Below are 26,893 nucleotides of genomic sequence, written 5' to 3' on the forward strand. Positions count from 1 at the left end.
TTTCAGGCGTAGGCCGTTCGGAACCTGTCTCGATAGGCTTTCGGGCTGATGCCCAGGTGGCTTACGAAGACCCGTCGCAGCGTTTCGATGCTGCCGAAGCCCGCCATGCCCGCGGTCTCGGTGACGGACCGGCCGGATTCGAGTGCGTTGCGGGCGAAATCGATTCGAACCAGTTCGACATACCGTGCCGGACTCATCCCGAGCTCGGACTGGAAGAGGCGGGTCAGCTGGCGGGTGCTCAGAGAGGCAAGGGCTGCAAGGGATTTCACGCTGTGGTTCGCGGCCGGATCGGCCGCCACCGCATCGATCACCGCGCGCAGCGGCGACTCCGGCGGCGGATCGGCCTCGACCAGCACCGAAAATTGTGATTGGCCGCCGGCGCGTTTGAGGTAGACGACCAGCCACCGGGCCACGTCGCGGACCAGTTCGGTCCCATGATCCATTTCGACCAACGCCAGCGCCAGATCGATGCCCGATGAAATCCCCGCCGAGGTGAAGACATCGCCATCGCGGACGAAGATCGCGTCCGGCTCGACGGTGACCTCCCGAAAGGCCCGGGCCAACAACCGGGCATCGTGCCAGTGCGTGGTGGCGCGACGACCGTCGAGCAGGCCCGCCTGCGCGAGGATGAACGATCCCGTGCAAATGGATCCCATCCGCCGGGTTCGCGCCGACAAAGACCTGATCGCCTCGATCAGCTCGGGGTCGATCGGCCGCCGGGGCAAGTTGTCGCTTCCGGCGACCAGCACGGTGTCGGCCGACTCGATCGACGAAAGGCTGTCCGTGACGCCCAACCGCGTGCCTATCGAGGTTGTCACGTCGCGTCCATCCACCGACGCGATCTTGAGCCGGTAGTCGGCGCCGAACCGGTTGGCCTCGGCGAAGACCTCACCCGCGCCGGCGACGTCCAACATCGTCACGTCGTCGAAGACGACGATCACCACCACCCGCGAATCCGCTGCAGTCACCAAGCCATTGTGTCGCTTTCTGTGGAGAGGACGGCCCGAACGCACGCGGTCGGGAAGACCGTGCCGCCGCAGACTAGCTATCACGCTCACCCGAAGGAGACGACATCATGACCAGGTCGATCGAAAGCATTGCCGGCATCCAAATCCCGGATTCGCCGCTGGTGCGCGAGACCACCGATTTCATTCGCCGCGCTGAGGACGACCTGCTGTTCAACCATTCGCGGCGGGTCTTTCTCTTCGGCGCACTGCAGGGCCTGCGCCGCGGACTGCAACCGGACCTGGAGCTGCTCTACGTCGCGGCGATGTTTCACGACCTCGGGCTTACCGAGCGCTTCCGCAGCTCGACGGTTCGTTTCGAGGTCGACGGCGCAAACGCTGCCCGGGACTTCCTGGTTGGCCACGGCGTCGACAAAGCCGACATCGACAAGGTGTGGCTCGGCATTGCCCTGCACACCACCCCCGGCGTGCCCGAATTCCTCGCGCCCGAAGTCGCCTTGCTCCAAGCCGGCGTGGAAGTCGACGTGGTCGGCGTCGGGCGGGAGGACCTGGCCCCCGACGCGCTGGCCGCGGTGACGGCCGCTCACCCGCGCCCACAGTTCAAACAGCGCATCCTGGCGGCGTTCAACGACGGCATGAAACACCGCCCGCAGACCACCTTCGGAACGATGAACGACGACGTGCTGGCGCACTTCGATCCCGCCTTCAGGCGTGTCGACTTCGTCGACAACATTCTCAACAACACCTGGCCCGAATAACTGGCCCGAATAGCGGAAGGGAGCGGACAAATGGAAATTCATGAGGCGCTATACACCACCCGGATGATGCGGCGGTTGCGGCCGGACCCGATTCCGATGGACGTGCAGGCCCGCATCCTCGATGCGGCGGTGCGTGCCCCGAATGGGGGCAACACCCAACGCTGGCATTTCGTCGCCGTCGACGACCCGGCACTCATACGCGAGTTCGGACAGCTGTTCCGGCAAGCCCGCGCCCTCGAGTACGAGAAGTTCGCGACAGGAGCGGGACCGATGGTGGCGCCGGCGCCCGGCGCGGACGCGGCCACTCACGCCGAGACGATGCGCCGCATCAAAGGCTCGGGGGACTACCTGGCCGACCACTTCGATGAGGTTCCCCTGCTGCTCTTCGTCTTCGCGATCGACGACCTCGGCGGCGCCAACATCTACCCGGCGATCTGGAGCATCTTGCTCGCCGCCCGTGCCGAGGGCGTCGGCGGCGTCATGACGATGGTGCTCAACAATTTCCGGGACAGGGTGAACGAGATGCTGGGTGTGCCCGTCGAGGAAGGCTGGAAGATGTCGGCCATGCTGACCCTTGGCTACCCGCGGGGCAAGTGGGGGGTGGCGGCCAATCGGCGCCCCGTGCACGAGGTTTCATCCCGAAACAGCTGGGGCAAGCCGTTCGGTATCGAAGTGCCGCAGCCGCTGTGGCCGCCTCGCAGCGACACGACAGCGCGGCCGGAATAGCGGCCTAAGCCTTGCGGCGCAACGGTATTCGGAGGAGGCTCTATCAGATGACCGAACCGAACGAAATCGGGGTCACTGTGGTGCGGCCGGGGGAGGGCGAGCGCGTCGCCCTTCCCGGGTTCGGCGCGGTGTTCAAGTTGTCGGGCAAGACCAATGGGGGCGAGGTGTCCATCGTCGAGCATCCGTTCGAGGTCGGCTTGCTCACCGCGGCTCATCGTCACACGCGTGAGGACGAGCATTCGATCGTGCTGGCGGGCGAGATCGGCTTCCGCTCAGACGACAGCGAAGTGGTCCTGGGCCCGGGCGGCTACATCACCAAGCCGCGGGGGCAGATGCATGCGATGTGGAACGCGGGCAGCGAGCCGGGCCGCATCGTCGAGATCATCACGCCGGGTGGATTCGAGAATTACTTCCGCGAGCTCGGTGAGTTGCTCCTCGACCACGCGAACGGCGCGGGCGGCAAGTCGCTTCATGAGCTGCCTGAGTTCGGCGAACTCGCTGAGAAGTACGGGCTGACCTACGGCGACCCGGAATGGATGGATGACATCGCCCGGCGATACGGGCTCAATCCGCCGTCGCACTGACAACGGGGAACGTGCCTGGTCCACGCGCGATTTGGAGGCGCCACCCGGCGTTCGGTAGCCTGGCATTTACCGACGCGGGGTGGAGCAGCTCGGTAGCTCGCTGGGCTCATAACCCAGAGGTCGCAGGTTCGAATCCTGTCCCCGCTACTAAGGGAAGTGGCCCCCCGGACTCTCCTCCGGGGGCCACTTTCATGCCTAGTGACAACACTTTCGGCCCACGTCGCAGCTGCTCCCTACGGTTGTCTAAAACTATTGGCGCGCAACGAACAAACGCCGCGCGACGAGGATGGTTACGCACTCGAACTTTGATCACCATCTACGAGGGCTCGTCTTCGGCGGGGGAGTCATCGTCTTTGGCCAGGTGGCGCAGGACTCGTTCGTTGAGGGCGGCGAGCATGTCGAGCTCGGCCGGGGAGAGTAGGTCGATGAAGTTCCGGCGCACGTCCGCCACGTGCTTGGGTGCCGCTTTCTCGATCGCCGCGCGGCCCGCCGGCAGCAGGCAGACCATGGTGCTGCGAGCGTCGTCGGGGTTGGGCTCGCGGCTGATCAGCCCGTCCTGCTGCATGCGCCGCACCTGGTGGGAGACGCGGCTCTTCTCCCAACCCAGTGCATTGCACAGCTCGTGCGCAGGCATGCGATCAGCGTCGTGCTCCGAAAGCACCGCCAGAACCTGGTAGTCGGCGCCGGACATGCCCGATTCCTGCAGGCCCCGGTTCAGGTGCACGGCGAGCTGATGGTTCGCGTGCTGGAAGGCCCGCCAAGCGCGGTCTTCACGAGCGTTCAGCCAATTCGGTTCCATCACCTGGGATGTTATCTGATTAGTTGACGCATCAACAAACATATGCCTAAGGTTGAGTAGTCAACCTTTTCGGTATCAAGTCAGGACGGACACCTCATGAGCAGCATCAGCATCATCGGCACCGGGAACATGGCCCGCGCCATCGGCGCGCTGGCGGTCGCGGGCGGCAACACCGTCCAGGTCATCGGCCGCGATCAGGCCAAGGCCGCTGACCTGGCCAAGGAGCTTGGCGACGGCGCGACGACGGGAGAGTTCGGCGCCGTCCCGGCCGGGGACATCGTCATCGTTTCCGTGTTGTACGCCGACGTCGTTCCGGTGGTCACCCAGTACGGCGACGCCCTCGCGGGCAAAGTCATCGTCGACATCAGCAACCCCTTCAATGCCGAGGCCGACGGGCTGGCCATCCCCGACGACACCTCGGTCGCGCAGGAAGTTGCCAAGGTCGCCCCGGCCAGCGCCAGCGTGGTGAAGGCGTTCAACACCATCTTCGGTGTGGTCCTGGCCCAGGGCCGGCCGCTCGACGTCTTCATGGCCGGCGACGACGCGCGCGCCAAGGCGGGCGTGGCGGAGTTCATCGAGAGCCTCGGGCTGCGCCCGCTGGACGTCGGCGGCTTGAACATGGCGCACTGGCTGGAAGCAACGGGCCTGGTCATGATGGGCCTCGCCCGCCACGGGGTGGGGAACTTCGACTTCGCCCTGGGCGTCGCCGTTCCCGGCTAAGCCGCGCCGCCGCGCCCAGACAATGGTTGATGGATCACCGAAAGGAGCCGCTATGAAGCTCGGTTTCGCACTTCCCATCGTCGGTCCCGCTATCAGCAGCGCCGCTGGTCTGAGCGCGTTCTGCCGCGGACTCGAGGACCTGGGCTACGACACGCTGTGGGTCGGCGATCGCCTGGTCACGCCGGTTGATATGCACAGCACCTATCCGGGCAAAGAGCAGCCGTACCCGCCGCAGATGACCCGCTACCTCGATCCGGTGCTGTTGTGGACGGTCGCCGCGACGGCGACCAGCCGGGTGCGGCTGAACGCCAGCACGCTCAGCACGTTCTACTACGAGCCGGTGCACCTGGCCCGGCTGCTGACCACGCTCGACGTGCTCAGCGACGGCCGCCTCGATGTTGGCGTGGGCATCGGGTGGATGAAGGACGAGCACGACATCGCCCGCGGCGCGGACTGGCGCCGGCGCGGGCGGATGCTCGATGACCTGCTGGCGTTCCTGCGCGAGTGGTGGACGACCACCCCGGTGTCCTGGGACAGCGAGTTCTTCTCGCTGCCGCCGGTCCATGCCGATCTGCGCCCGGTCCAGGCCGGCGGTCCGCCCATCTGGATCGGTGGTGCCAGCGAGGCCGCGATGCGCCGGGTCGGCCGCGGCGGCACCGGCTGGCTCGGGGTTGAGGGGTTGCAGGACGAGGTCACCGACCACTTGTGGTCGATTGCACGTCGTGCGGCGAAGGACGCCGGCCGTGATCCAGACGCACTGAAGACGGCCATGCGGATCAACCTTGAACCGGGCACGTCCGTTAGCTCGGTTGCCGACAGGCTGGGGCGCCTCGCCGGGTCCGGTGCTGATGAGGCGATCGTGGACGCCTTCGCAATGTTCCCCACCCTTGACCAGATGCTTGACTTCGCCGGCCAGGTAATCGCGCGCACCGGTCTGTTGTGACCTCGCGGTATGGCGCGGGCCGGTCTACGTCAGTTCCGACCCGGGAGCCTCATCACCGTTCGCACGATCGGCAACAGCGACTTCTGCCACAACGTCGACGGAATGCCAAGGGGCGGATCGAGATTGAACACGCGGGCGGTCGCTATCGTCTGCGATTCCGTGTACTTCAGCAGGCCCTCTGGCCCGTGCCTGCGGCCGACGCCGGAGACGCCCATCCCGCCCATCGGGGCGCTGAGGCTGCCCCACGCGAATGCGTAGCCCTCGTCGACGTTCACCGTTCCCGAGCGCAAGCGGGCGGCGATCTTCTGGCCCTCCGCGGGAGAGCTGGCCCAGACGCTGGCGTTGAGTCCGTACTCAGTGTCGTTGGCCTTCTCGACGGCTTCGTCCACGTCGGCGACGGGGTAGATCGACACGAGTGGCCCGAACGTCTCGTTGGCCGCGCACTCCATCTCGGGCGTCACGTCGGTCAGGACCGTGGGTTCGTAGAATAGTGGCCCGATGTCGGGTCGAGCTTTGGCTCCCGCAATCACCTTGGCGCCCTTGGCGGTTGCGTCGTTGACGTGGTCGGTGACCGTCTCCAGCTGATCCGCGGAGATCAAACTGCCCATGTCGATCGAGAAGTCGTACGCGGTGCCCAGCTTCATATTGCGCACTGCGGCACCGAACTTGCTGATGAACTCGTCGGCGATGTCCTTCTCGACGTAGATCCGCTCAATGGAGATGCAGAGCTGGCCCGCGTTCGAAAAGCATGCGCGGGTGGCCGCTTTGGCGGTCTTGTCGAGGTTGGCTCCCCGCGCGACGATCATGGCGTTTTTGCCCCCGAGTTCGGCCGAGAAACCGATGAGCCGACGGCCCGCGTGCTCGGCGAGCCGGCTGCCGGTTGCGGACGAGCCGGTGAACATCAAGTAGTCGCAGTTGTCGGTGATTGCGGTACCGACGACTGACCCGGGGCCAGGCACGACCGCATAGAGGGCGCGCGGCAAACCGGCCTTGTACAACAGCTCGGCACACGCGAGCGCGCAATACGGTGTCTGGCTGTCCGGCTTGAGCACCACCGCGTTGCCGGCGATGAGCGCGGGCACCGAGTCCGAGGCCGTGAGCGTCATGGGGTAGTTCCACGGCGAGATCACGCCGACGACGCCCTTGGGCTGATAGCCGACCGTGGTCTTGCCGATCCCCGGGAGCAGCGACTGCACTTTGCGCGGCTTGAGCAGGTCCGCGGCGACCCGGACGTAGTAGTTCGCGTTCGCCATCAGGTCGACGATCTCCTCCTGCGCCGCCCATCGGGCCTTGCCCGCCTCGGCTTGCAGGAGGTCCATCAAGAACTCACGGTTCTCGATGACCAGGTCGCGATAGCGGCGGATGACCGCAACGCGCTCGGTGACCGGGCGTTTCGCCCAGTCGATCTGTGCCGCACGAGCTTCGGCGAATGCCGCTTCGACGTCGTCGGCCGTGCCGATCGGGATTGTGGTCAGCGGCTTGCCGGTGAACACCTCTTCGATGGTTTTGGTCTCGCGTGCGGTGAGGTCTTTGATCGCCGCCAGCTGACGCAAGCGATCGAAGGCTTCGGCGGACGGTGCGGGCATAACGTTCTCCTCCCAAAGCAAGACCTCACCAGACTATTCCGCCTGCAACGCCAGGTCGCCGGTCGTCAGGAAGACTCGTCCTCCGAATCGGCGTCGTTGTCGTCGGAACCGTCCTCAGGCGAATCGACGTCCGCGGCTTGTGGGGGTTGTTTGTCGCCTTCGGGTGCCGGTTGTTCAGCGGTGGTCATTGGGTCTCCATCCGTACGGGGTGTTCGCATAGTCAGCTACCCCGGTTCGCGCTCGGAAAACCGGGCTAACACGGTTGTCGCCAAACCGTTTTCGCCCAGGGTCTCGGGAATACCCGCGCGCCGCTGGGGCGTTGACGCGGCCATGCATCCATTCAGCGAAGCCGAACGTCAGGAATTCCTCGCAGCGAAGCATGTGGGCGTGTTGTCCGTCGACGCCGCCGACGGCCGGCCGCCGGCCAGCGTCCCGATTTGGTACGACTACACCCCTGGCGGAGACATCCGGTTCAACACCGGCCCGGGGACCCGCAAGGCCAAGCTGATCGACCGGGCCGGCGCGGTGACCTTGGTCGTCCAGCGCGAGGAGCCGCCGTATCAATACGTGGTCGTCGAGGGCACCGTCGTCGAGAGCACCTCACCCGCCCCGCTCGAGGCACGGGAAGCCATCGCGATCCGTTACCTCGGCGAGGAGGGTGGGCGCCAGTTCGTCCAAAGTATGGAGGGTCAGGACAGCGTGTTGTTCACCATCCGCCCCGACCGTTGGCTCACCGCCGATTTCTCCGACGAGCTCTGAGCGGCAGAACACCGGGCGGTCCCGTAGCAAATAGGCCATGAAGGCCAAAGGCGACGAAATCATCGCCCTGAGTTAATGCAATAGGCCGTGCGGCTTCAAGCCCGTCAAACATGGGGTGCCCCCCATCGCGGTTTTAATCCGCCACTGGGCGGGTATCACCCTAAAGCCCCCATCAGAAAGGCCTGACATGTTGCACTCGGTGATCTTGGCGAGTTCGGACCCGGTTGCCGCGGGGATGATTCTCCGTGGGATCAAGGGCATATTCGTCGCCATCGGCAGTGTTATCGCGGCGTTTGTCTGCGCGATCATCGCGGCAACCAAGGGCCGCAACCCTTTGGGTTGGGGAATACTCGGACTGTTCTTCTCCATCTTGACGTTAATCGTCGTAATCGTCATTCCGAGCAAGAAATGACGGCCTTGGCGGCAATTAGAGGCGGGTCCCAGGGCGGGAATCCCCCAGGCGCATCAGCAAACTAACGCCAGTGCCTTAATCACTCCACGGGCTGTTCGTCGGGGTCGACGCGCGAATGCGCGGTCATCAACAAATGGTCGAACTCCGTTTGAGAGGTCAGCGTGGGGCCGATGGCGCGGAAGTCGTCGGTGATCCGTTCGGCCAACAGACGAAGCTTGATGTTGGTTTCCTGCGACAGCCACTTCAGCAGGTCGAACGCGGCGGTGTCGCTGATGCCATAGATCAGCATCAGCATGCCTTTGGCCTGCTCGATGCCCGCGCGGTGCTCGGTGATCTCGGCCAACTTCGCCGTGACCATCTCCTCGCGCTCCTGGTCGTACAGCGGGGAGACATCGACGTAGAACCCGTGGGTCCCGATCACGTCGCCGTTGCCGCCGTGCAGTTGGTCGCCGACCACGACGACGTAGTGCACATTTCCCTTGGTGTCGATGATGCGATGGCGGGTGCTGAACGCCTTATGGGTGTCCAGGATTTCGTGGATGGTGGCCGCCACCTGTCCGCGGTCGTCGGGGTGTTTGTGGGACAGCACCAGCTCGGTGGTCGGGGTGACGGTGCCGGGCTCGTAGCCGTGCATGCGCTGCACCTGTTCGGACCATTCCCACCGCTGATCGGCGAAATAGAACCGGAACCAGCCCGCGCGCTGCGGCGATCCGCCGGCCAAGGCTTGTTCGACGTCGGCCGATTGGCCGTCCAGGTTCCAATTCATCGTGATGCGTCTCCTCGGTGCAGTTCGCTGCGGCAAAACCGACCGCCGTTATGTGCGCATGAGCGACCCCGCACGAAGGGGTAGGTGCGTGACATCGCGCAGTGGCGTGGTGGGAGCGGCGCTAGCTGTTGAACGCCGAGGACAGGCTCGATATCTTGCCACACTACCGCTGGTACAACCCGCTATCGGCGGTGGCGTGGCCGGCGGCGGCGGCCGCGGCCGTGGCCGCCGGGATTCGTCGGCCGTGCCGGTCGGGCCGCCGCGCGCCCATCGATGATCAGGCGTCGATCACCTCCCGCTTCCCGGCGTTTTCATTGATCGCCTTGTGGCCGTTGCCGTGCGCGACGGAAATCTTGCGCGGCTTGGCCTTTTCGGCGACCGGGATGCGCAGGCTCAGGACGCCCTCGTTGTAGGAGGCCTCGATCCGGTCGGTGTCGAGGTTTTCCCCGAGGACGAGCTGGCGGCTGAACACCCCGCGGGATCGCTCCGCGGCCAACATTTCGCGGTTGGGGTCGACGGCGGGCCGCTCGGCACGCACGGTCACCACGTTGCGCTCGATGTCGATGTCCAGCGAGTCGGGGTTGATGCCGGGCATGTCGAACTCGACAACGAATTCCTCGCCCTCACGCCAGGCATCCATCGGCATCACCGCAGGCCGGGCTGCCGTGCCTAATACTTGCTGAGCGAAGCGGTCCAGGTCACGGAACGGGTCAGTACGCATCAGCATGGCTGTCACCTCTCACTCCAATCTGTTGTGAAGCGGCTATTACCTATGTCTAATGACATAGATTTGGTATAGCACTATCGACACATCATCGCAAGTGTGGTACACAGGTTTTCTATCCGAGTTAGTTAAGGAGTTGACCGATGGCCGACACACCTGGTGATAACGGTGGGCCGGCATCCGATCACGGGGTGTACGGCATTTCCGTGGCCGCCGAACTTTCCGGTATCCCGGTACAGTCCCTGCGCCTGTACGAGCGTCACGGACTGCTGAGCCCGGCGCGAAGCGACGGAGGCACCAGGCGCTATAGCGCCGACGACCTGGCCCGGCTACAGCGCATCAGCGAGCTGGTCGCCTCCGGGGTCAACCTGGCGGGCATCGCCCGCATCCTCAGCCTGGAAGACGACAATGCCGCGCTCTCCGCGGCCAACACGGATCTGCGTTCCACCAATCGCACCTTGCGTGGTGCCGCGAAGAGGACGAACGACAACGCGACCTAGGAGCTACCGCTGGGCCGCGACCACCCGGAACTGTTGTGCGTTCGCATCGACGGGGTCGGGCAGCGTCATGCCCGCTTCGACACCCGACCGCAGGTAGTCGATCACGGCGTCGTTGAGACGTTCGCCGGGCACCACCGCGGGGATGCCGGGCGGATACGGGGTGATCAGCTCGGCCGCAACACGGCCGGCGGCCTTGGCGGCGGGCACCATTTCGGTCGGCCCGAAGAACGCGTCCCGGGGTAGGCAGACGGTCTGAAGTTCCAGATCCTCCGGCTCGGGCAGCTTGATGGACGGCGGCCGGTCGAAGTCCTCGGCCGCCTCGCGCCACTTGTGCATCGCGTCCACCAGGCGGTCCGCGGTTTGCTTGTCATCGGCGAACGACATCGTCGCCAAGATCCGGCGGTGATCACTGAGACCGAGATCGAGATTGCAGTGCTCGCGCAGCCAGTCCGCGGCCTGATATCCCGACGTTCCCGTCGCGGAGAGGTCCATCAACACCTGGGTGATGTCCAGATCGCTCGAGGCCTCCTTGCCCAGCAGCTCGTCCTCGAGGACCTCGACGTCGCCGATCTCGTCCAGACGTGCGCGCAGATAGCGGGCAAGGTCGAGTTCGGCGCCGAGCAAATCGTGGCCACGCTCGACCATCTGGCGCCGCCAACCGTCGAGTGCGGTGTAGACGAGGACGTTGGGGCTCGTGGTCATCAGCAGATCGGCGCACTTCGAAAGGCGTTGCGGGTCAACCAGATCCCCCTGCAGGTGGAATACGGATCCCTGCTCGAACCCCGCGCCCATCTTGTGGACGCTGACTACGCAGACGTCGGCGCCCGCATCCATCGCCCACGTCGGCAGGTCCTCGTGGAACGGAAGGTGCGCTCCCCAGGCCTCGTCGACTATCAACGGCTTGCCGCGCTTGTGGCAGATGTCGGCGATGGCTCCAATGTCGGCGCACGTGCCGTACGGGCTCGGGCTGACGATGAGGGCACCAGCCGCGTCGGGATATTTGTCCCATGCGGCCCGCACCCGCTCCGGCGAGGGCGGATGAGAAAAGTGCCGTTTGGTGTCCCACTGCGGGGTGATCCACCTCGGCCGGACGCCGGAGAAGATCAAGCCGCCCACGATCGACTTGTGGCAGTCGCGGGTGACGAGCAGCCCGCCATCCGCCCCGCCGGCCACGGCCATCGTCGCGGCCCGCACGGACATCGAGCTGCCGCAGGTGGAGAAGAACGCCGCCTCCGCGCCGACGGCGTCGGCCATCAAGTCCTCGGCCTTCGATAGAAACTTGCCGCGGGACATCCGATCGTCGAGGCCGTTGGTGGCGAGGATGTCGTTGCGAAACGGGTCCTTACCCATCACGGCTAGCACGCGCTCGTCGACCCCGGCGCCCTGGCGGTGACCCGGCGGGGTGAAGCCGTAGCGGTTGCTGCGGTGGTAGTCGGCCAGCGCGTCCAACAGTGGTGCTTGCGACTGATCCATGGCGGATCGGGTACCCGGCGGGTGAGAGCGCCAATCGGCGCTCGCTCGCTTCGAAAGGGATGACAACTGCTATCCGACGAATTTCCCCCGCACGTATTGCGGCAGTACGCGTTGCTGGCGGACGGCGAACGCGGAGTTCTCGTCGGGCCGCGCGGCGACTACTGCTGGATGTGTCTGCCGCGCTGGCACGACGGTGCGGTGTTCAATTCCCTGCTCGGCGGCGGCGGCGTGTATGCCGTCGCTCCCGATGTGTCGCGATTCGTCTGGGGCGGCTATTACGAACCGCGGTCGTTGATCTGGCGTTCACGATGGGTCACCACCGACGGAATCGTCGAGTGCCGCGAGGCGCTGGCGCTGCCCACCGACGCGCACACCGCGGTGTTGCTGCGCCGCATCCACGTCATCGACGGCCCTGCGCGAATGCGCATCGCGCTCGACATCCGCGCCGACTTCGGCGCGCACGCCATGTCGGACGTCTCCTGCCACGAAACCGATGGGGGCCGCGTGTGGACCGGGAGGTCGGGACCCCACCGATTCCGTTGGGCGGGAGGCGAAAACGCGAAAGTCGCCGAGGACGGTTCGCTGCACGCGGTGCTGGACGTCGCCGCGGGACGCGACCACGACCTGGTTCTCGAGCTTTCCGACCATGAACTGGATGCGGAACCGACACGGGCACAGGATGCCTGGCGAGCCACCGAACACGCGTGGGCGCAAGCGATTCCGGCGGTCACCGGCACCTTGGCCGACCGCGACTGCGAGGTCGCGTACGCGGTGCTGCGCGGTTTGACGAGCAGCGGCGGCGGGATGGTCGCCGCGGCGACCACATCGTTGCCGGAACGCGCCGAACAGGGCCGCAACTACGACTACCGGTACTGCTGGATCCGCGACCAGTGCTATGCGGGGCAGGCGATGGCCGCCGCCGGGGGCTACCCGTTGCTCGACGACGCCGTTCGCTTCGTCAGCGAGCGCGTCCTCGCGGATGGTCCAGGGCTGCGGCCGGCCTATGCGGTCGACGGCAGTCCGCCGCCGCGCGAACGCGACCTCGAGCTGCCCGGGTATCCCGGCGCCGCGGTGAAGACCGGCAATTGGGTGGCAGAGCAATTCCAGCTCGACGCCCACGGCGAAGCCCTGCTGCTCTTTGCCGCGGCGGCCCGGCTCGACCGCCTCGACAGCCTGCACTGGGAGGCGGTCCATACGCTGGTGCGCAACATCGAACAGCGTTGGCGCGAACCCGATGCCGGGATCTGGGAATTGGACGACCGGCGCTGGGCCCATTCCCGCCTGACGTGCGCGGCGGCGATGCGCAGCATCGGGGCGGTGGCGCCGCCGCGGCTGGGTGCCGAGTGGCAGCACCTGGCCGATCAATTGATCGCCGACGCCGACGCGGATTGCCTGCATCCATCCGGGAGATGGCAACGGGCACCGGGGGATTCGCGAATCGACGCGGCGCTGGTGCTGCCCGCGATTCGAGGTGCGATCCCGGCGGACGACCCGCGCACCGTCGCCACCCTCGAGGCGGTGCGCTCGGAGCTGGCCCAGCAGGGCTTCGTGTACCGCTTCCGTCCGGACGACGGGGCGCTGGGGGACGACGAAGGGGCCTTTCTCCTGTGCGGGTTCCTGGTGGCGTTGGCAGATCATCAGCAGGGCAACGATCTGCGGGCGGTTCGATGGTTCGAACGCAGCCGGACGGCCTGCGGACCGCCCGGGTTGTTCGCCGAGGAATTCGACGTCGAGCAGCGTCAGCTGCGCGGCAACTTACCGCAGGCCTTCGTCCACGCGTTGCTGTTCGAAGCCGCACATCGCCTCGCGGGTCGTGGGCTCGGCGAGGACGGTTCATGAAGCCAGCACCGGGTATCCCGCCTGCTGGAGCCGCCGATCCGGGCGGCCCTGAAGGAGTTGCAATGAGAGAAGTCACGCAGGCCGGCGCCGGGGACGTGGCAGACGACGTGGCCGACGCCGCACGGCGCGAAGCCGCCGCCTACCGCGGCGACAATCCGCGCCCGCTGGCGGGGTATCTGGCCGTTTTGGGCATCTACGGCACTGTGGTGGCCGTCGCGGCGCTACTCGCGGCACTCACCGGGCGCACGTTGCCGCCGCGCTGGCGCGTGCAGGACCTGGTCACGGTGACGCTGGGCACCCACAAGCTTTCCCGAACCTTGTCCAAGGACGCCGTGACGAGCCCGTTGCGGGCGCCGTTTACTCATTACACGGGCACCGCGGGCCCGGCGGAGGTCAAGGAGGAAGTCCGGCAGGACAGCCAATTGCGGCACAGCCTGGGAGAGTTGTTGACCTGCCCGTTCTGTCTGGACATGTGGGTCGTCACGGCGTTCGCCATCGGATTGATCTTCGCGCCCAGGTTCACTCGCCTGATCGCCGGCAGCTTCTCCGCGCTGGCGGGGGCCGACTTTCTGCAGCTTGCCTACGCGCGGGCGCAACAATCAGCGGAAGGCTAGTCAGCACAACGCATTTCGATCCAGCATTTCGACCCGCGTGTCGAACCCCCGCGTGTCGAACAGGGTCACTCCTGTACGTCGAAGAATGATTCGCCGTCCTCCGGCGTCCCGCTGATCTGGCCGCTATCGCGACCGTGGGCGTCCGGATCGATGCCGTCCAACTCATCGCGCCCCGATACGTCGTCCCGTGGCCTTCCAGAATTCTCTGCCGCGAGCTTCTCGTCGAGAGACTCGTTTTCATCAGCCTTGATCCACCTGTCGGGCGGATCGACCACGGTGTCACCGTCGTCGTTGCGTACCTCGTCAGAGTCCAGGCTCTCGGACTGCTCCAGCATGTCGTCGTCGAAGTCGTTTCCCACGACTGCCGGTTGCCCGTCGCCGTGCGAATTAAACGGGCGAGTTAAACGGGCGAGTTAAACGGTCGAGTTAAACAGCCCCCGTTAAACGGCGAGTCAGCTCGTCTTGGGCATCGGGATGCCTTCGCTCGCCGCGAACTGCGCGTCCTGCAGCGAAGGCAACCCGAACGACACCACCGAGCGGTCGAACATCGTGTCGGTCAGGTACGCCAGCGACACCGCCCAGCGGTTGAGCAGCCGCGGGATCGCATACAGGTGATATGCGCGCGTCACGGCTTTTGCGGGCAATCCCGAAAGCTGCACATTGAGCGGATTGGCGACGGCATACCGAGGCCCGAGGTCGACCACCAGGCCCAGGTTGCCGTGCTTGTATTGCTTGCTCTTGCCGTAGCCGAGGCTGGCCGCCACGTTGCGGGCGAGTACCTTGCCCTGTCGGGTCGCGTGCTGTGCGGTGGGCGGCGTGATCTTGCCGGGTTGCGTCAGGTCGGGTACCGCCGCGGCATCACCGGCCGCGAAGACGCCTTCGTGATCGGGCACCTGCAGGTCGGGCTGAACCTTGACCCGGCCCTTCTCTGTCGGCAACCCGAGCTCCTGGATCAGTGGCGCGCCGGTCACGCCCGTCACCCACGCGATCGTGCGCGTGTCGATGCGCGAATCATCGCTGAGGACAACGTGATCCGCGTGCGCCTCCTTGAGCGTCATGCCCAGCCGGACATCGATGCCGCGTTTGCGCAGCACCTTGAGCGCGGCGTCGCCCAGCCTCTTGCCCACCTCCGGCATCACCTGCTCGGCCGTGTCGAGCAGCAGAAACTTCACGTCCGCGGCGTCAAAGCCCATCTGTTTGGCCGCCGCATCGGCCAGGGCCCGTAGCTGCGCGACCAGTTCGGTGCCCGAATACGACGCGCCGACGACCACGATGGTGCGCCGCGCCGCCGCCACTTCCGGGTCGTCCTCGAGGCCGGCCAGCTCCAGCTGCTCGATGATGTGGTCGCGCAGGTATAGGGCCTCGACGGTGGACTTCAATCCCAGGGCATGTGTCGCGATTCCGGGCACATCGAACAAGCGCGTGACCGACCCGGGGGTGAGCACCAGGCGGTCCCAGGACATGCCGTGGGCGCGTTCCTCGGGATCGCGGTAGGTCAGGGTCCGTTGCGCGAAGTCGACACCATCCACCCGACCGCGCACCGCACGAACGCCTTTGAGCGTGTTGGCCAGTGGCACCGCGACAAAGCGAGCGTCGACGACGCCGCCGGCGACGTCGGGCAGCAGCGGCGTGTAGAGCATGTAGTCGACCGGCGAAATGATGGTGATGTCGACGGGCGCGCGCCGTCTTCGGAGGATCCGGGCGAGGCGACGGGCGCAGGTGAATCCGGTGAAGCCGCTGCCGACAATGACGATTGAGGTCACCAACCCGAGTGTAGGGCGGACGCCGCCGAGGGCGGTAGCTGGCACGAAAGCCGTTAGCCACCAAGAGAATACGCGCCGGGGCCCCTGGGAGCCCGGGTCGGCCGCTTCCGGCCACTTCGTTTTCTGGATGGTGAACTTCGTTTTCTGCGTAGCCACCCCGCCCACCGAGGTCCACGATGACATCGTGAGGCAGGCCGCAACGGCACTCCTGAGGGGGTGATGGCATGCCCGACAGCAACCACACGGTCGTCGCTCAGTTAGCGGAATTAGTCGCCAGTCTTGACCGCCAAGGGACCGAGACCCGGGCCGGCCTGCGCGAACTCATCGAGAGTGGCACTCAGCACGTGCCGGGGTCCCACTACGCCGGGATCACCCTGGCCGAGCGGGGCCACGCGATCACCAATGTGGTCGCCACCCACCGCTACCCGGTGGACTTGGACGAAATCCAGAACCAATGCGGCGAAGGCCCGTGCGTCGCGGCCGCTTGGCAGCACCACGTCATGCACGTCGCAGATCTGGCGGTCGACCGCCGTTGGCCGCGCTATCGGCAATATGCGCTCGCGCACACTCCGATCCGGTCGATCCTGTCGTTCGAATTGTTCGATGGCCACGAACTCACTGCGGCGCTGAACTTTTTTGCCCACCGTCCGCACGCATTCATCGACGAATCAATCGAACTCGGCGGCATTTTCGCCTCGCACGTCGCGCTGGCGTGGTCGATGATGCGGCGCCACGATCAATTCCGCAGCGCGCTGGCGTCGCGCGACATCATCGGTCAGGCCAAGGGCGTCATCATGGAACGCTTCAACCTGGATGCCGTCGAAGCCTTCGATCTGCTGGCCCGGCTCTCGCAGCAATCGAACACGAAGTTGTTCGACGTCGCGCGGGCGCTGATCGAAAACGAACATCCGATCAAAGTGCCGGCGGCGGTGATCCAGGGACTGTCGAAGCGATCGAGCTAGCGGGGTCGCCGAAAGCCCAGTACCGTTTCGCCCGGCGTGCCGCGGGTAGCCAGCCGTTCATGAAAGCTGTCACTTGGCACGGGAAACGCAACGTGCGCGTGGAATCGGTGCCCGACCCGAAGATCGAGCTGCCGACCGATGCCATCGTCGAGATCACCTCGACCAACATCTGCGGATCCGATCTGCACCTCTACGAAATCCTCGGGGCCTTCATGAAACCCGGGGACATCCTCGGGCACGAACCGATGGGAATCGTCCGCGAGGTCGGCGAGGAGGTGGGCGAGCTGCGGGTCGGCGATCGGGTCGTGATCCCGTTCCAGATCTGCTGCGGCAGCTGCTACATGTGCCGCAATCAACTCTTCACGCAATGCGAAACCACCCAGGTGCGCGAGCAGGGCATGGGGGCGGCGCTGTTCGGTTACTCGGAGCTTTACGGCGAAATTCCCGGCGGCCAAGCCGAATTGCTGCGGGTACCCCAGGCGCAGTTCACCCACATCAAAGTCCCTGTGGGACCGCCGGATTCGCGATTCGTCTATCTTTCCGACGTGCTGCCGACAGCTTGGCAGGCGGTCGCCTACGCCGACATCCCGGATGGCGGCACGGTAGCCGTCCTGGGCCTGGGGCCCATCGGGGACATGGCAGCGCGCATCGCCGATCACCTCGGCTACCGCGTCATCGCCGTCGACCTGGTGGCCGAACGTCTGGCCCGCGCAGCCGAGCGCGGCATCCACACCCTCGACCTGGGGCGGCTCGACACGTCGCTGGGGGATGCGATTCGGGACCTGACCGACGGGCGCGGTGCCGACTCGGTGATCGACGCGGTGGGCATGGAGTCCCACGGTTCCCCGGCCGCCCGGCTGGCCCAGCAGGCGACCGGGGTGTTGCCGGACGCGGTGGCCAAGCGCCTGATGCAAACGGCGGGCGTGGACCGGCTCAGCGCGCTGTACTCCGCGATCGACATCGTCCGGCGCGGCGGAACCATCTCGCTGATCGGCGTCTACGGCGGAATGGCCGACCCGCTGCCGATGCTCACCCTCTTCGACAAGCAAGTGACGTTGCGGATGGGTCAGGCCAACGTCAAGAGGTGGGTCGACGACATAATGCCGCTGCTCACCGATGACGACCCGCTCGGCGTCGACACCTTCGCCACCCACGTGCTGCCTCTCGACGCGGCCCCACACGGCTACGAGATATTCCAGAAAAAGCGGGATGGAGCAGTCAAGGTGGTGCTCAAGCCCTAATCGCGTTGTCTGCCAAGCGGTTTCGGGCTCGTGTTTGACCACCTCACCGCTCGGGTATCAAGTGCGCCATGACCGCAGCACCCTCCGCCCCCACGCCCACCGGTGAATTGTGGCCCGGCAAGGCGTATCCGCTGGGCGCCACGTACGACGGAGCGGGGGCCAACTTCGCGGTGTTCAGCGAGGTGGCCGAGCGGGTCGAGCTTTGCCTGTTCGACGACGTGGGTGCCGAGACACGGATCGCGCTGCCCGAGGTCGACTCGTTCGTCTGGCATGGCTACCTGCCGGGCATCGAGCCGGGCCAGCGCTACGGCTATCGCGTGCACGGTCCGTACCAGCCGGAAGCGGGACTGCGGTGCAATGCGAACAAGCTATTGCTGGACCCGTATTCGAAGGGCATCGACGGCAGCTTCGATTGGAACCAGTCGCTATTCGGCTACAACTTCGGCGATCCCGATAGCCGCAACGACGTCGACTCCGCCTCCGGCATGCCCAAGTCGGTGGTGATCAATCCGTTCTTCGACTGGGGCTACGACCGCCCGCCGGGTCACGAGTACGCCGACACCGTCATCTACGAGGCGCACGTCAAAGGCCTGACCAAGACGCACCCGGACATCCCCGAACAGATCCGCGGGACCTACGCCGCGGTGGCCTACCCGGCGATCATCGAGCACCTCAAGAGCATCGGCGTCACCGCGATCGAGCTGATGCCGGTGCACCACTTCGCCAATGACTCCACCCTGATCGACAAGGGCCTCAACAATTACTGGGGCTACAACACGATCGGCTTCTTCGCACCGGACACGAAGTATTCCAGCGCCACCTCGCCGGGCGGGCAGGTGCAGGAGTTCAAGGCGATGGTCCGCGATCTGCATGAGGCGGGGATCGAGGTCATCCTCGATGTCGTCTATAACCACACCGCGGAGGGCAACCACCTGGGCCCGACCCTGTCGATGCGTGGGGTCGACAACCCTGCGTACTACCGCCTGGTCGACGACGACAAGCGGTACTACATGGACTACACCGGCACGGGGAACAGCCTCAATGTCGGGCATCCGCACTCACTTCAGCTGATCATGGATTCGCTGCGCTACTGGGTGACCGAGATGCACGTCGACGGTTTCCGGTTCGACCTCGCCGCGACGCTGGCCCGGGAGTTCTACGACGTCGACCGGCTGGCGGCGTTCTTCGAACTCGTGCAACAGGATCCAACGGTCAGCCAGGTCAAGCTCATCGCCGAACCATGGGACGTCGGGCCGGGCGGCTACCAGGTGGGCAATTTCCCGCCCCAGTGGACGGAGTGGAACGGCAAGTACCGCGACACCGTTCGTGACTTCTGGCGCGGGGAGCCCGCCACGCTCGACGAATTCGCCTACCGCCTCTCGGGGTCGGCCGACCTCTACGAGCACACCGGGCGACGCCCCGTCGCATCGATCAACTTCGTCACCGCGCACGACGGCTTCACGCTGCGCGACCTGGTCTCCTACAACGAGAAGCACAACGAGGCCAACGGCGAGGACAACAACGACGGCGAAAGCCACAACCGGTCGTGGAACTGCGGTGCGGAGGGGCCCACCGACGACGGGCAGATCAACGACCTGCGTTCCCGTCAGCAGCGCAACTTCCTGACCACCCTGCTGTTGTCCCAGGGGGTGCCGATGATCTGCCACGGCGACGAACTCGGTCGCACGCAACGTGGTAACAACAACGGCTACTGCCAAGACAACGAGCTGACCTGGATCGATTGGGCTGACGCCGATGCCGGCCTGCTGGAGTTCACCCGTGCGGTGTCGGCCGTGCGCGCGAACCACCCGGTTTTCCGCAGACGGCGGTTCTTTTCCGGCAAGCCGGTGGGCCGCCGTGGCCAGGACCGCCTGCCCGATATCGCGTGGTTCACCCCCGACGGCGCCGAGATGGCCGAGGAGGACTGGGAGGCGAGTTTTGCCAAGTCCGTCGCGGTGTTTCTCAACGGCGACGGCATTCCCGACCGCGATGCCCGGGGCCAGCGCGTGATCGACGACTCGTTCTTGCTGTGTTTCAATGCCCACTACGAACCGATCGAATTCACCCTTCCGCCAAAGGAATTCGGCTGCGCCTGGCGCCTGACGGTGTACACCGGGCCCGAGGAGGAGACGCCCGCGGAGGAAGTGCCCGGGGGAGGCACGCTCACCGTGGACGCGCACACCGCCGTGGTGCTGCACGCGGAGCGGGAACCCGGTGGGCTGAACCCACGCTGATACGCTGTGCGTGCATCGGCTGCGTTACAGAAGTGGGTGAATATGTCAAGGACAGTGGTGGTCGGCGCCTCGAGTGGACTCGGGCGCTGCATAGGCGTTGGCCTGGCGCAACGGGGTGATCAAGTCGCGCTGCTCGCCCGCCGCCGAGAGCGTATCGAGGCCGCCGCGAAGGAGGCGGGGTCGGCTGCGATCGCCGTCGAATGCGACGTCACCGACGAGGCCTCCTGCCGGTCGGCGATCGCCACTGTCGCGGACGCGTTCGGCGGCATCGACAACCTGGTGTACACACCCGCCATCGGACCGCTGGTCCGCATGGTCGATACCGATGCCGAGACGTGGCGGCGCGTCTTCGACACCAACGTGATCGGTGCCGCGCTGGTCACGGCGGCGGCGATGCCGCACCTGACCGAGTCGACGGGCAAGGTGGTCTACCTGGCCTCCGACGCCGGTACCTTCGGGCCGCCCTGGCCGGGGCTCGGCGCCTACGGCGTCAGCAAGGCGGCCCTCGAACGACTGGTGGAGGCCTGGCGGGCCGAACACCCCGACGTCGGATTCACCAACCTGATCGTGGGGGAGTGCGGAGGCGGCGAGGGCGACGCGGCGACGGGCATGACCACCGGCTGGGACATGGACCTCGCGATGAAGGCCGCCCCATTGTGGGCGTCCCGCGGATGCATGCCCGGCAAGCTGATGCCGGTCGAGGACCTCATCGACGTGGTGCACACGATCCTGCGCACCAACGCGACGACGTCGATGCCTGTCGTGGTGGCACGGGGCGCGCCAGCCAGCCCTCCGGCGTTCGCGGAGACGGCGCAGTCCTGAGACCCGGCCTACACCCCCAACTTTTCGCGGGCCTTGTCGAGCAGAAATCGCCCGTTCGACACCGGCCGGAACGCGCGCGCCGCGTCGGTGAGGGCGTCGCGGGAATCCGGCGACAGCTCGATGTCGGCGGCGGCGACGTTGAACTCGAGCTGTTCGACGCTGGACGCGCCGGGGATGGCCACGACGCCCGGCAGGCTGATCAGCCAGGCCAGCGCCACCTGCGCCGGCTTGGCGCCGACCTGCGCGGCGACGTCGCGCAGCGTCTGCAGCAGCGGCTCGATGCGGCGCAGGTTCTCGGTGCCGAAGTAGCGGTTCACCGCGCGGACGCCGCCGGGACGGTTGTCCACGCCGTATTTGCCGCCCAGCAGCCCCTGCTCCAGCGGTTGGTAGGCGATCACGATGCGGTTCTCGCGCTCGGCGAAGGGCACTAGGTCCTCCAGCGCGCCGGGGTGGGCGAGCGAAAAATGTACCTGGTTGCTGATCACCGGCCGCCCGAGCGCGGCGTCGGCCTTGCGCCACCGCGCCAGCGAGTAGTTGGAAACGCCTGCGGCGCCGATCTTTCCGTCGTCGAGCAGGTCGCGCAGCCCCGGCATGATCACCGAATCGGGGACGACCGGGTTTGGCTGGTGGATCTGGTAGAGCGGGATGCGGTCCAGCCCCAGCCTGCGCGCGCTGGCGCGCTCGCGCTGCTTGATCACCGCGGGGAAGGGGGCGACCGGCATGACCTTGCTGGCCACCGCGACCTCGGCGCGCTGGTCGCCGAGCGCCTCGCCCAGGATCCGCTCGCTCTTGCCCAGTCCGTACACCTCGGCGGTGTCGAACAGCGTCACCCCCAGCTCGAGGGCCCGGCGCACGATGTCACGCGCGGCTCCGGAGGCGTAACTGTCGCCATAGCCCCACTCGCGCGAGCCGAACTGCCACGTCCCCAGCCCAATCCGGCTGACCCGTCCCACTCCATCGACGTCGAGATACTTCATGGGTTCACCCTAGGGCTTCGAGTGTGACCCCTAGCCGGGGATCTTGTTGAGGATGTAGTTGGCGATGCTCACCACCGTCTGCCGGGCGGCGCCGACGTCGGTGCTGCCGAGGTTGGTTACCTCGAGGTCGATGACGACGTTGGCCTTGGCGGCGAGTGCGCGGACGAAGCACACCTTCAATCCCTTCGGCGTCAGGTCCATCGTCGTGATGCCGTTGCCGGCGTCGGCGGGGGCGCTCAGGGAAAGGGGGTACGACGGTCCGCTGCGGTCCGTCACCGTCACGGTTGTCCCGCCGCATTGGCGCCAACCGTCGAGCAGTGTCGCCAGTTGCGATTGGGCCGCGTTCGGATCGGCGAACGCGGCGACGGCCTGCATGACTTGGGTCGATTTGAGGAAGCTACGTGTGTCGTCGAATTCGGCCGCGTGGTAGCGCTGGATCGCGTTGTAGGCCTCCGGGGCCCCGGGGATGACGCTTTCCCAGCACTCGGGCCGGTCGATGCTTGCCTCCCTGTCGGACTTGATGGGCCGGTCCCACGTTTGACCGGGCCGCAGATTTTCGTCGGTGGTGATCTGTTTGAGGTCCTCGAGATTGGGCAGCAGCGTGCTGATCTTGTCCGGCGCCACGGTGGGTCGTGGCGGCACCGTGGCGGTGGTGGTGGTTGTGGAACTCGGCGGTGCCGCGTTCTGGCGTGACGGGAACGCCGTCAGGGTGGCCCATCCGACGAGGGCGAGGATCGCCATCGTGATGAACGAATACGACAGCACCACCCCGACCAGGGCGCGGTCACGGCCAAGCTCACCGGTGCGCCGGATTTGCGCCAGCCCCAGGTGCCCCAGAATCGCGCCCGCGGGGGCGAACACGAACGCGAACACCACCGACAGCGTTGCCAAGGCGTTGACGCGGGGCGGGTACGGCGGTTGCGTCGGCGGTGGCGTGAAGATTGGCGGCGGGAAGCCCGGCGGCGGGGCGGACGGGCTCGTGAAGGGGACGCGACCCAGCGGGTCGTACGTAAAAGGGTTGTCCCCGAACGGATCCTGAGGGTCGGTCACCCCAGCTGCCTCCTCAACGCTCCTCAACGCTCCTTAACGCGGTCCGGCTATCCGGTCAGCATGCGATATTGGGCTGCGATCTGTTGATGTGCGGTATCGAGTTGGCGGGCAACGGCTTTGATGGCGTAGCGGCCGGCGGTCGCCAGGCACCAGAAGTGCGGCACCAACCCGCTGGCCCCGGCGACCCTGGTGCAACGGCTCTGCGGTAGCCCCGGCACCGGTGCGGCGCCTTGCGCCGCGGCCGTCGCCGCCACGGCGTCGCTGTAGGCCTGCGACAAGGTCTGCGCGCTCGCGGCGTCCTTGGCTTGATACACGGTCGTCAGGCTGGTCGACACGAGATCGACACCCGCGGTCGTCAGGGCGGGACCGATTCGCGCCGGGTTGTCTTCCAGATGCAACGCGCCCGCTACCTGGTAGGTGGCCCCGGTCGTGGAGGTGCCCTGATCGGGCGGCAGCGGCAGCGTGCGGGCGACCAGCCCGGTGGGATCCCTGGGAAGCGCCGCGAACTGGTCGGCGGAAGTCGGCGAAAACTTGTCGATCAATGGAATCTGAAGGTCGAGGCTACGCGCGGCCAGCGGAGCTTCGCAGTCGGCGCCGGCGGGGCACCGGGCGACCTGGACCAGAACATAGGGACCGTGCGCGGTGAAAACGCTCAGTTCGCGGACCGTCTGGGGGCCCTCCTGGAAGGTCAGCAGCGCCGCGGTGGCATCGGGATGGCCGGGGACCGGGACCGCGCGCTCGGGTTCAGTGACGATGGGCGTGGCGCTGGGAACGCGGGGCATCGCCATCGCCTTCCCGTACATCCCTTGGGCCGCAGCCGATGCCGCGGCCGGACCCGCAAACCGCAGCACCGCGTTGCGCAGCAACATCTGTGAATCCGGGCCCGGGCCTTGTCGCTCGGACATAAACCCGACCACGAAGGGCAAGCCATAGGCACCGCCCAGAATCGGCGTCCACATCACGTGGGAGAGCTGCTGGTAGTCCTCGATCACTACGGCCGCGCTGCTGGATCCCCGGGTGGACAGCCCCGCGTCGGCCTGCCACGGACCGACGACATAGTCGGCCATGCGCCTGCCCTCGATGAGCCGGCCGTCGTGGTCCGAACCCGCATTGCCCAGCGGCGACTGCGGGACGATCGGGTAATTGCCCGGGTCGAGCAGGGGTACGTTCACCGATGCCGAAGGGCCCGAGGGCGATTGGGGCGCCGGACGCGCGGTGCCCGCCGTGGTCGTGTGGCTGCAGCCCAGCAGAGCAGCGGCGAGCAGCGCCGCCATTGGTTTCCCGTGTCGCAGTTGGCTGGTCCGCATTGGGCTCATGTTTTGCAGATCTTCCAGCCGTCTTCGAGTTTCAAGGGCAGGCTGACCGTGCGGCTGCCCAAGGCCTCGTTCTGGGCGTCCATCGTCGCCGTGGCGGTGTCGCCGGTGATGGCGACCGAGATGTTTTTGACCGAGGTAAGACCCGTTTCGGCGCGACCCTTCTTCACGTAACCCATTACCGGCCCGACGAATTGGGCCCGCATCGCCGAGCACATCAGCTCGGTGTAGGCGTCCCAGTTCTGGGTGTTGTAGGCATCTTGAAACGCCATGACCGTCTGGCGGACCTGATCTTCCGCGGAGGGCGATGCGGCGAGCGAGGTGGTGGGGGCGGGCGCGGGCGCCGCCATCGGAGCGCCGCCGTGCTGGGCCACCGGGGTGCCGCCGATGACGTTCGAACACGAGGCGGTGACTGCGGCGACGGCCAGCGCGGCCCCGACGGTGGCGAGAATCGACGCGGATGCATTCGATGCAGTCATGGATTCGACCTCTCTGTCACAGGGCCCGCCCCAGTAAGCGCCTGTCACTGCCGGGGCACTTTCGCGGCCGTCGCGGTGACGAGCGCGCCGACGTCGGCCCCGCCGCCGGCATGGCACTGGACGATATCGATGATCACGTTGCCGCGCTCCATCATTCCGTGCTGGCAGGACGCGTTGCCTCCGCGCAGGCCGGCCGAGATCGTCAGGACGCCGGAGGTGGTGAACGGCTGGCCGAATTCCCACACCTGGGGTCCCTCGCCGGGCGCGGTGATCGTGACGGCTTTGCCACCGCACAGCCCCCACTGCTCGCGTTGGGAGATATACGACAACCCGCCCTTGTCCTGGGACGGGAAGGCGATGACGGCCTGGGTGATGCTGTCTTGCCACGCCTTTTGGTACATGGCACGCAACTCCTGCGCGGCCACGCCGGTGTAGGCACTGTTCGCGTAGACGGATTGTTGCGCGGGGGCCCAGGCCGGCAGGCACTGCTGGTTGTCGATCGTCGCGGCGTCGTCGAGCAGGCCGGCGCCGTCTCGCTCGAGGGTGACGGTATCGCCGTGTGCGACCCCCGCGATCTCCGCGGTGGTCAGCAGGATCGGCCGTAGCTGCGCGGCGGTGATATCGGTTGCCGGCGGACCGTCGGCCAGAGCGGGCACGGATGCCTGGGGCCCGGATCCCGACCGGGAGGCGCCGCCGGGGTTCTCGGTCGAGTCGTTGGGCCAGGCCAGGACGGCGACCGTGCCGACAACGAGCACCGCCACCGTGGACAGCGCGAGGGCCATCAGGGTGCGCCGGCGCCGCCGGGCGGGCGGACCGGGCCAGGGGGTCATGGTGCGCGGACCGCCGTGCTCCCAGCCCGGTCGTGCCGGAGAGTCGGTCCGCGGATAGGCGCGGACCTTGCGGCTGGGCACGGGCGGCAACGGCGCACTCACCGGGCGATCGTGCAACGCCGCGGCCGCCGCTTCGGCCAGTGCGCCGGCCGAGGGGAAGCGGGCCGCGGGATCCTTGGCCATCGCGGTGGCGACGACGTGGTCGAGCGCGACCGGCAGCCAGGGCATCGGCTCGGTGACCCGGGGCGGCGGGGCGAACAGGTGGGCCGCCATCACCCCCGCCACCCCGTTGGTATCCGGGAACGGCGTCTTGCCCGTCAGCAACCGAAACATGGTGCAGCCCAGGGAGTAGATGTCGATCCGGCCGTCGATCGGCGAATTCGACAGCACTTCCGGGGCGGCGTAGGCGACGGTCGCCATCACCGAATTCGTCGCGGTCAGGCCGACGTCGTCGAGGGCGCGCGCCACGCCGAAATCGCCGAGCAGGACCCGTTCGCCGGGACCGATGGGCCCCGAAAGCAGAAAGTTCGCGGGCTTGACATCGCGGTGCACCACGTTGCGGGCATGCGCGAAGTCGAGCGCCTTGGCCACCTCGACGAGGATGTGCACGACGCGTTGCGGGCTCATGGTTCCCGCGTGCAGCGCGGCATCGGCGTCGGTGCCGTCGACGAACTGCATCGCGATCCACAGCTGGCCGTCCTCGGTCTGCCCGCGGTTGTACACCGACACGATCTGGGGGTGATCGAGGGCCGCCGCCATGTCGGCCTCCCGGATGAACCGCGCCCGGAAGTCGGGGTCGCGCGACAGCTGGGCCGAGAGCACCTTGAGCGCGATGTGGCGCGGAAGGCCGGGGTCAGCGGCCAGATAAACCGCGCCCATCCCGCCGGTGCCCAGGACACGCTCAACGCGGTAACCGCCCACCACGGATCCCACCGTCAGCATGCAAAACACCCTAAGGTCAACCCCGTTCCGTAGGGGCGTGTCCGGCAATGTTGCGCCAAAACCGGCATACGGCCAAGTCACCCCGCCACGAGGCTCCCCGCGCCACCCGCGT

At 66.7% G+C, this 26,893-nt stretch carries 28 protein-coding genes and 1 tRNA gene; 15 read left to right on the plus strand and 14 right to left on the minus strand.

Annotated features, from left to right (window positions below; all coding sequences use genetic code 11):
• Window positions 1–2 precede the first annotated feature (2 nt).
• On the minus strand, window positions 3–968 hold the full coding sequence (locus A5736_RS08160; protein ID WP_371328369.1) for a GlxA family transcriptional regulator: 966 nt from the start codon (window positions 966–968) through the stop codon (window positions 3–5).
• A 107-nt stretch (window positions 969–1,075) separates the two neighbouring features.
• Here A5736_RS08160 and A5736_RS08165 point away from each other — a divergent pair, with 107 nt between their 5' ends.
• The 4 genes from A5736_RS08165 to A5736_RS08180 all read left to right on the plus strand — a co-directional run bounded on the left by A5736_RS08165 (window position 1,076) and on the right by A5736_RS08180 (window position 3,180).
• Window positions 1,076–1,723, plus strand: a complete 648-nt coding sequence (locus A5736_RS08165) for an HD domain-containing protein (RefSeq protein ID WP_076245525.1) — start codon at window positions 1,076–1,078, stop codon at window positions 1,721–1,723.
• A 30-nt stretch (window positions 1,724–1,753) separates the two neighbouring features.
• Window positions 1,754–2,449 carry a nitroreductase family protein gene (locus tag A5736_RS08170; protein ID WP_076245527.1) on the plus strand — a complete coding sequence of 232 codons (696 nt, stop codon included), beginning with the start codon at window positions 1,754–1,756 and terminating at the stop codon, window positions 2,447–2,449.
• A gap of 47 nt (window positions 2,450–2,496) precedes the next feature.
• Entirely contained in the window at window positions 2,497–3,033 is a 537-nt protein-coding gene (locus A5736_RS08175) for a cupin domain-containing protein (protein WP_076124173.1), read from the plus strand.
• A gap of 73 nt (window positions 3,034–3,106) precedes the next feature.
• Window positions 3,107–3,180 (plus strand) — tRNA-Met (locus A5736_RS08180).
• Between the two features lie 169 nt (window positions 3,181–3,349).
• On the opposite strand, the gene A5736_RS08185 is transcribed toward A5736_RS08180, so the two are convergent.
• Window positions 3,350–3,832 (minus strand): MarR family winged helix-turn-helix transcriptional regulator, encoded by a 483-nt coding sequence (locus A5736_RS08185; protein WP_076245529.1) that lies wholly within the window; start codon window positions 3,830–3,832, stop codon window positions 3,350–3,352.
• A 96-nt stretch (window positions 3,833–3,928) separates the two neighbouring features.
• Between A5736_RS08185 and A5736_RS08190 the strand changes: the two genes are divergently transcribed.
• Window positions 3,929–4,552, plus strand: coding sequence for an NADPH-dependent F420 reductase (locus A5736_RS08190; RefSeq protein WP_076245531.1), 624 nt, complete (start codon window positions 3,929–3,931; stop codon window positions 4,550–4,552).
• Between the two features lie 52 nt (window positions 4,553–4,604).
• Entirely contained in the window at window positions 4,605–5,495 is an 891-nt protein-coding gene (locus A5736_RS08195) for a TIGR03619 family F420-dependent LLM class oxidoreductase (RefSeq protein ID WP_076245533.1), read from the plus strand.
• Between the two features lie 29 nt (window positions 5,496–5,524).
• On the opposite strand, the gene A5736_RS08200 is transcribed toward A5736_RS08195, so the two are convergent.
• Window positions 5,525–7,081: a succinic semialdehyde dehydrogenase gene (locus tag A5736_RS08200; RefSeq protein WP_076245534.1), complete on the minus strand. Its 1,557-nt coding sequence runs from the start codon at window positions 7,079–7,081 to the stop codon at window positions 5,525–5,527.
• Between the two features lie 65 nt (window positions 7,082–7,146).
• Window positions 7,147–7,269, minus strand: a complete 123-nt coding sequence (locus tag A5736_RS27030; protein ID WP_256386091.1) for a hypothetical protein — start codon at window positions 7,267–7,269, stop codon at window positions 7,147–7,149.
• A gap of 142 nt (window positions 7,270–7,411) precedes the next feature.
• Between A5736_RS27030 and A5736_RS08205 the strand changes: the two genes are divergently transcribed.
• Together A5736_RS08205 and A5736_RS08210 are read left to right on the plus strand one after the other, a co-directional pair.
• Window positions 7,412–7,840: a TIGR03618 family F420-dependent PPOX class oxidoreductase gene (locus A5736_RS08205; RefSeq protein ID WP_076124165.1), complete on the plus strand. Its 429-nt coding sequence runs from the start codon at window positions 7,412–7,414 to the stop codon at window positions 7,838–7,840.
• 199 nt (window positions 7,841–8,039) lie between these two features.
• On the plus strand, window positions 8,040–8,252 hold the full coding sequence (locus tag A5736_RS08210; protein WP_254848324.1) for a deoxyribodipyrimidine photolyase: 213 nt from the start codon (window positions 8,040–8,042) through the stop codon (window positions 8,250–8,252).
• Between the two features lie 79 nt (window positions 8,253–8,331).
• On the opposite strand, the gene A5736_RS08215 is transcribed toward A5736_RS08210, so the two are convergent.
• The gene (locus A5736_RS08215) at window positions 8,332–9,018 is read right to left on the minus strand and encodes a PAS and ANTAR domain-containing protein (RefSeq protein ID WP_076124161.1); all 687 of its coding nucleotides are present in this window, start codon (window positions 9,016–9,018) and stop codon (window positions 8,332–8,334) included.
• Window positions 9,019–9,295: 277 nt separating this feature from the next.
• Complete coding sequence (locus A5736_RS08220) at window positions 9,296–9,745, minus strand: Hsp20/alpha crystallin family protein (protein WP_076064549.1); 450 nt, start codon at window positions 9,743–9,745, stop codon at window positions 9,296–9,298.
• Window positions 9,746–9,885: 140 nt separating this feature from the next.
• On the opposite strand from A5736_RS08220, the gene A5736_RS08225 reads away from it, so the two are divergent.
• Window positions 9,886–10,242, plus strand: coding sequence for a helix-turn-helix transcriptional regulator (locus tag A5736_RS08225; RefSeq protein ID WP_076245538.1), 357 nt, complete (start codon window positions 9,886–9,888; stop codon window positions 10,240–10,242).
• 3 nt (window positions 10,243–10,245) lie between these two features.
• Here the strand turns inward: A5736_RS08225 and A5736_RS08230 are convergent, their stop codons facing one another.
• Window positions 10,246–11,715, minus strand: a complete 1,470-nt coding sequence (locus A5736_RS08230; RefSeq protein ID WP_076245540.1) for an aminotransferase class I/II-fold pyridoxal phosphate-dependent enzyme — start codon at window positions 11,713–11,715, stop codon at window positions 10,246–10,248.
• A gap of 96 nt (window positions 11,716–11,811) precedes the next feature.
• On the opposite strand from A5736_RS08230, the gene A5736_RS08235 reads away from it, so the two are divergent.
• Window positions 11,812–13,554 carry a glycoside hydrolase family 15 protein gene (locus A5736_RS08235; RefSeq protein ID WP_254848325.1) on the plus strand — a complete coding sequence of 581 codons (1,743 nt, stop codon included), beginning with the start codon at window positions 11,812–11,814 and terminating at the stop codon, window positions 13,552–13,554.
• A 62-nt stretch (window positions 13,555–13,616) separates the two neighbouring features.
• Window positions 13,617–14,168, plus strand: coding sequence for a DUF1360 domain-containing protein (locus A5736_RS08240; RefSeq protein ID WP_076245544.1), 552 nt, complete (start codon window positions 13,617–13,619; stop codon window positions 14,166–14,168).
• A gap of 65 nt (window positions 14,169–14,233) precedes the next feature.
• Here A5736_RS08240 and A5736_RS08245 read toward each other — a convergent pair whose 3' ends face one another.
• Both A5736_RS08245 and A5736_RS08250 read right to left on the minus strand, forming a co-directional pair.
• Window positions 14,234–14,503, minus strand: a complete 270-nt coding sequence (locus A5736_RS08245) for a hypothetical protein (RefSeq protein ID WP_076124220.1) — start codon at window positions 14,501–14,503, stop codon at window positions 14,234–14,236.
• 117 nt (window positions 14,504–14,620) lie between these two features.
• Complete coding sequence (locus A5736_RS08250; RefSeq protein ID WP_076245546.1) at window positions 14,621–15,931, minus strand: NAD(P)/FAD-dependent oxidoreductase; 1,311 nt, start codon at window positions 15,929–15,931, stop codon at window positions 14,621–14,623.
• 224 nt (window positions 15,932–16,155) lie between these two features.
• Here A5736_RS08250 and A5736_RS08255 point away from each other — a divergent pair, with 224 nt between their 5' ends.
• From A5736_RS08255 to A5736_RS08270, 4 genes are all read left to right on the plus strand, one after another.
• A complete protein-coding gene (locus tag A5736_RS08255) occupies window positions 16,156–16,893 on the plus strand; it encodes a GAF and ANTAR domain-containing protein (protein WP_076245548.1) in 738 nt (245 codons plus the stop codon).
• Window positions 16,894–16,952: 59 nt separating this feature from the next.
• Complete coding sequence (locus tag A5736_RS08260; RefSeq protein ID WP_076245550.1) at window positions 16,953–18,134, plus strand: zinc-dependent alcohol dehydrogenase; 1,182 nt, start codon at window positions 16,953–16,955, stop codon at window positions 18,132–18,134.
• A gap of 68 nt (window positions 18,135–18,202) precedes the next feature.
• Window positions 18,203–20,368 carry a glycogen debranching protein GlgX gene (gene glgX, locus A5736_RS08265; RefSeq protein WP_076245551.1) on the plus strand — a complete coding sequence of 722 codons (2,166 nt, stop codon included), beginning with the start codon at window positions 18,203–18,205 and terminating at the stop codon, window positions 20,366–20,368.
• 54 nt (window positions 20,369–20,422) lie between these two features.
• Window positions 20,423–21,190 carry an SDR family oxidoreductase gene (locus A5736_RS08270; RefSeq protein ID WP_083667260.1) on the plus strand — a complete coding sequence of 256 codons (768 nt, stop codon included), beginning with the start codon at window positions 20,423–20,425 and terminating at the stop codon, window positions 21,188–21,190.
• An 8-nt stretch (window positions 21,191–21,198) separates the two neighbouring features.
• On the opposite strand, the gene A5736_RS08275 is transcribed toward A5736_RS08270, so the two are convergent.
• The 5 genes from A5736_RS08275 to A5736_RS27070 are packed head-to-tail and all read right to left on the minus strand — an operon-like array spanning window position 21,199 to window position 26,781.
• Complete coding sequence (locus tag A5736_RS08275) at window positions 21,199–22,167, minus strand: aldo/keto reductase (RefSeq protein WP_076245553.1); 969 nt, start codon at window positions 22,165–22,167, stop codon at window positions 21,199–21,201.
• A gap of 30 nt (window positions 22,168–22,197) precedes the next feature.
• Window positions 22,198–23,217, minus strand: coding sequence for a sensor domain-containing protein (locus A5736_RS08280; RefSeq protein WP_076245555.1), 1,020 nt, complete (start codon window positions 23,215–23,217; stop codon window positions 22,198–22,200).
• A 47-nt stretch (window positions 23,218–23,264) separates the two neighbouring features.
• Window positions 23,265–24,524, minus strand: a complete 1,260-nt coding sequence (locus tag A5736_RS08285) for a hypothetical protein (protein ID WP_076245556.1) — start codon at window positions 24,522–24,524, stop codon at window positions 23,265–23,267.
• A 5-nt stretch (window positions 24,525–24,529) separates the two neighbouring features.
• Window positions 24,530–25,009, minus strand: a complete 480-nt coding sequence (locus tag A5736_RS08290) for a hypothetical protein (RefSeq protein WP_076245558.1) — start codon at window positions 25,007–25,009, stop codon at window positions 24,530–24,532.
• 44 nt (window positions 25,010–25,053) lie between these two features.
• Window positions 25,054–26,781, minus strand: coding sequence for a serine/threonine-protein kinase PknH/PknJ (locus A5736_RS27070; RefSeq protein WP_076245559.1), 1,728 nt, complete (start codon window positions 26,779–26,781; stop codon window positions 25,054–25,056).
• Window positions 26,782–26,893 lie beyond the last annotated feature (112 nt).

The organism is Mycobacterium sp. SP-6446 (assembly GCF_001954045.1).
Lineage (GTDB): Bacteria > Actinomycetota > Actinomycetes > Mycobacteriales > Mycobacteriaceae > Mycobacterium.

Bases quoted from the DNA above. Each gene is read 5' to 3' on its own strand.
- A5736_RS27070 (WP_076245559.1), bottom strand. From the start codon at position 26,781: ATGCTGACGGTGGGATCCGTGGTGGGCGGTTACCGCGTTGAGCGTGTC.
- A5736_RS08200 (WP_076245534.1), bottom strand. From the start codon at position 7,081: ATGCCCGCACCGTCCGCCGAAGCCTTCGATCGCTTGCGTCAGCTGGCG.
- A5736_RS08185 (WP_076245529.1), bottom strand. From the start codon at position 3,832: ATGGAACCGAATTGGCTGAACGCTCGTGAAGACCGCGCTTGGCGGGCC.
- A5736_RS08195 (WP_076245533.1), top strand. From the start codon at position 4,605: ATGAAGCTCGGTTTCGCACTTCCCATCGTCGGTCCCGCTATCAGCAGC.
- A5736_RS08170 (WP_076245527.1), top strand. From the start codon at position 1,754: ATGGAAATTCATGAGGCGCTATACACCACCCGGATGATGCGGCGGTTG.
- A5736_RS08220 (WP_076064549.1), bottom strand. From the start codon at position 9,745: ATGCTGATGCGTACTGACCCGTTCCGTGACCTGGACCGCTTCGCTCAG.
- A5736_RS08240 (WP_076245544.1), top strand. From the start codon at position 13,617: ATGAGAGAAGTCACGCAGGCCGGCGCCGGGGACGTGGCAGACGACGTG.
- A5736_RS08215 (WP_076124161.1), bottom strand. From the start codon at position 9,018: ATGAATTGGAACCTGGACGGCCAATCGGCCGACGTCGAACAAGCCTTG.
- A5736_RS08245 (WP_076124220.1), bottom strand. From the start codon at position 14,503: ATGCTGGAGCAGTCCGAGAGCCTGGACTCTGACGAGGTACGCAACGAC.
- A5736_RS08225 (WP_076245538.1), top strand. From the start codon at position 9,886: ATGGCCGACACACCTGGTGATAACGGTGGGCCGGCATCCGATCACGGG.
- A5736_RS08255 (WP_076245548.1), top strand. From the start codon at position 16,156: ATGCCCGACAGCAACCACACGGTCGTCGCTCAGTTAGCGGAATTAGTC.
- glgX (WP_076245551.1), top strand. From the start codon at position 18,203: ATGACCGCAGCACCCTCCGCCCCCACGCCCACCGGTGAATTGTGGCCC.
- A5736_RS08275 (WP_076245553.1), bottom strand. From the start codon at position 22,167: ATGAAGTATCTCGACGTCGATGGAGTGGGACGGGTCAGCCGGATTGGG.
- A5736_RS08290 (WP_076245558.1), bottom strand. From the start codon at position 25,009: ATGACTGCATCGAATGCATCCGCGTCGATTCTCGCCACCGTCGGGGCC.
- A5736_RS08165 (WP_076245525.1), top strand. From the start codon at position 1,076: ATGACCAGGTCGATCGAAAGCATTGCCGGCATCCAAATCCCGGATTCG.
- A5736_RS08175 (WP_076124173.1), top strand. From the start codon at position 2,497: ATGACCGAACCGAACGAAATCGGGGTCACTGTGGTGCGGCCGGGGGAG.
- A5736_RS27030 (WP_256386091.1), bottom strand. From the start codon at position 7,269: ATGACCACCGCTGAACAACCGGCACCCGAAGGCGACAAACAACCCCCA.
- A5736_RS08190 (WP_076245531.1), top strand. From the start codon at position 3,929: ATGAGCAGCATCAGCATCATCGGCACCGGGAACATGGCCCGCGCCATC.
- A5736_RS08230 (WP_076245540.1), bottom strand. From the start codon at position 11,715: ATGGATCAGTCGCAAGCACCACTGTTGGACGCGCTGGCCGACTACCAC.
- A5736_RS08260 (WP_076245550.1), top strand. From the start codon at position 16,953: ATGAAAGCTGTCACTTGGCACGGGAAACGCAACGTGCGCGTGGAATCG.
- A5736_RS08285 (WP_076245556.1), bottom strand. From the start codon at position 24,524: ATGCGGACCAGCCAACTGCGACACGGGAAACCAATGGCGGCGCTGCTC.
- A5736_RS08205 (WP_076124165.1), top strand. From the start codon at position 7,412: ATGCATCCATTCAGCGAAGCCGAACGTCAGGAATTCCTCGCAGCGAAG.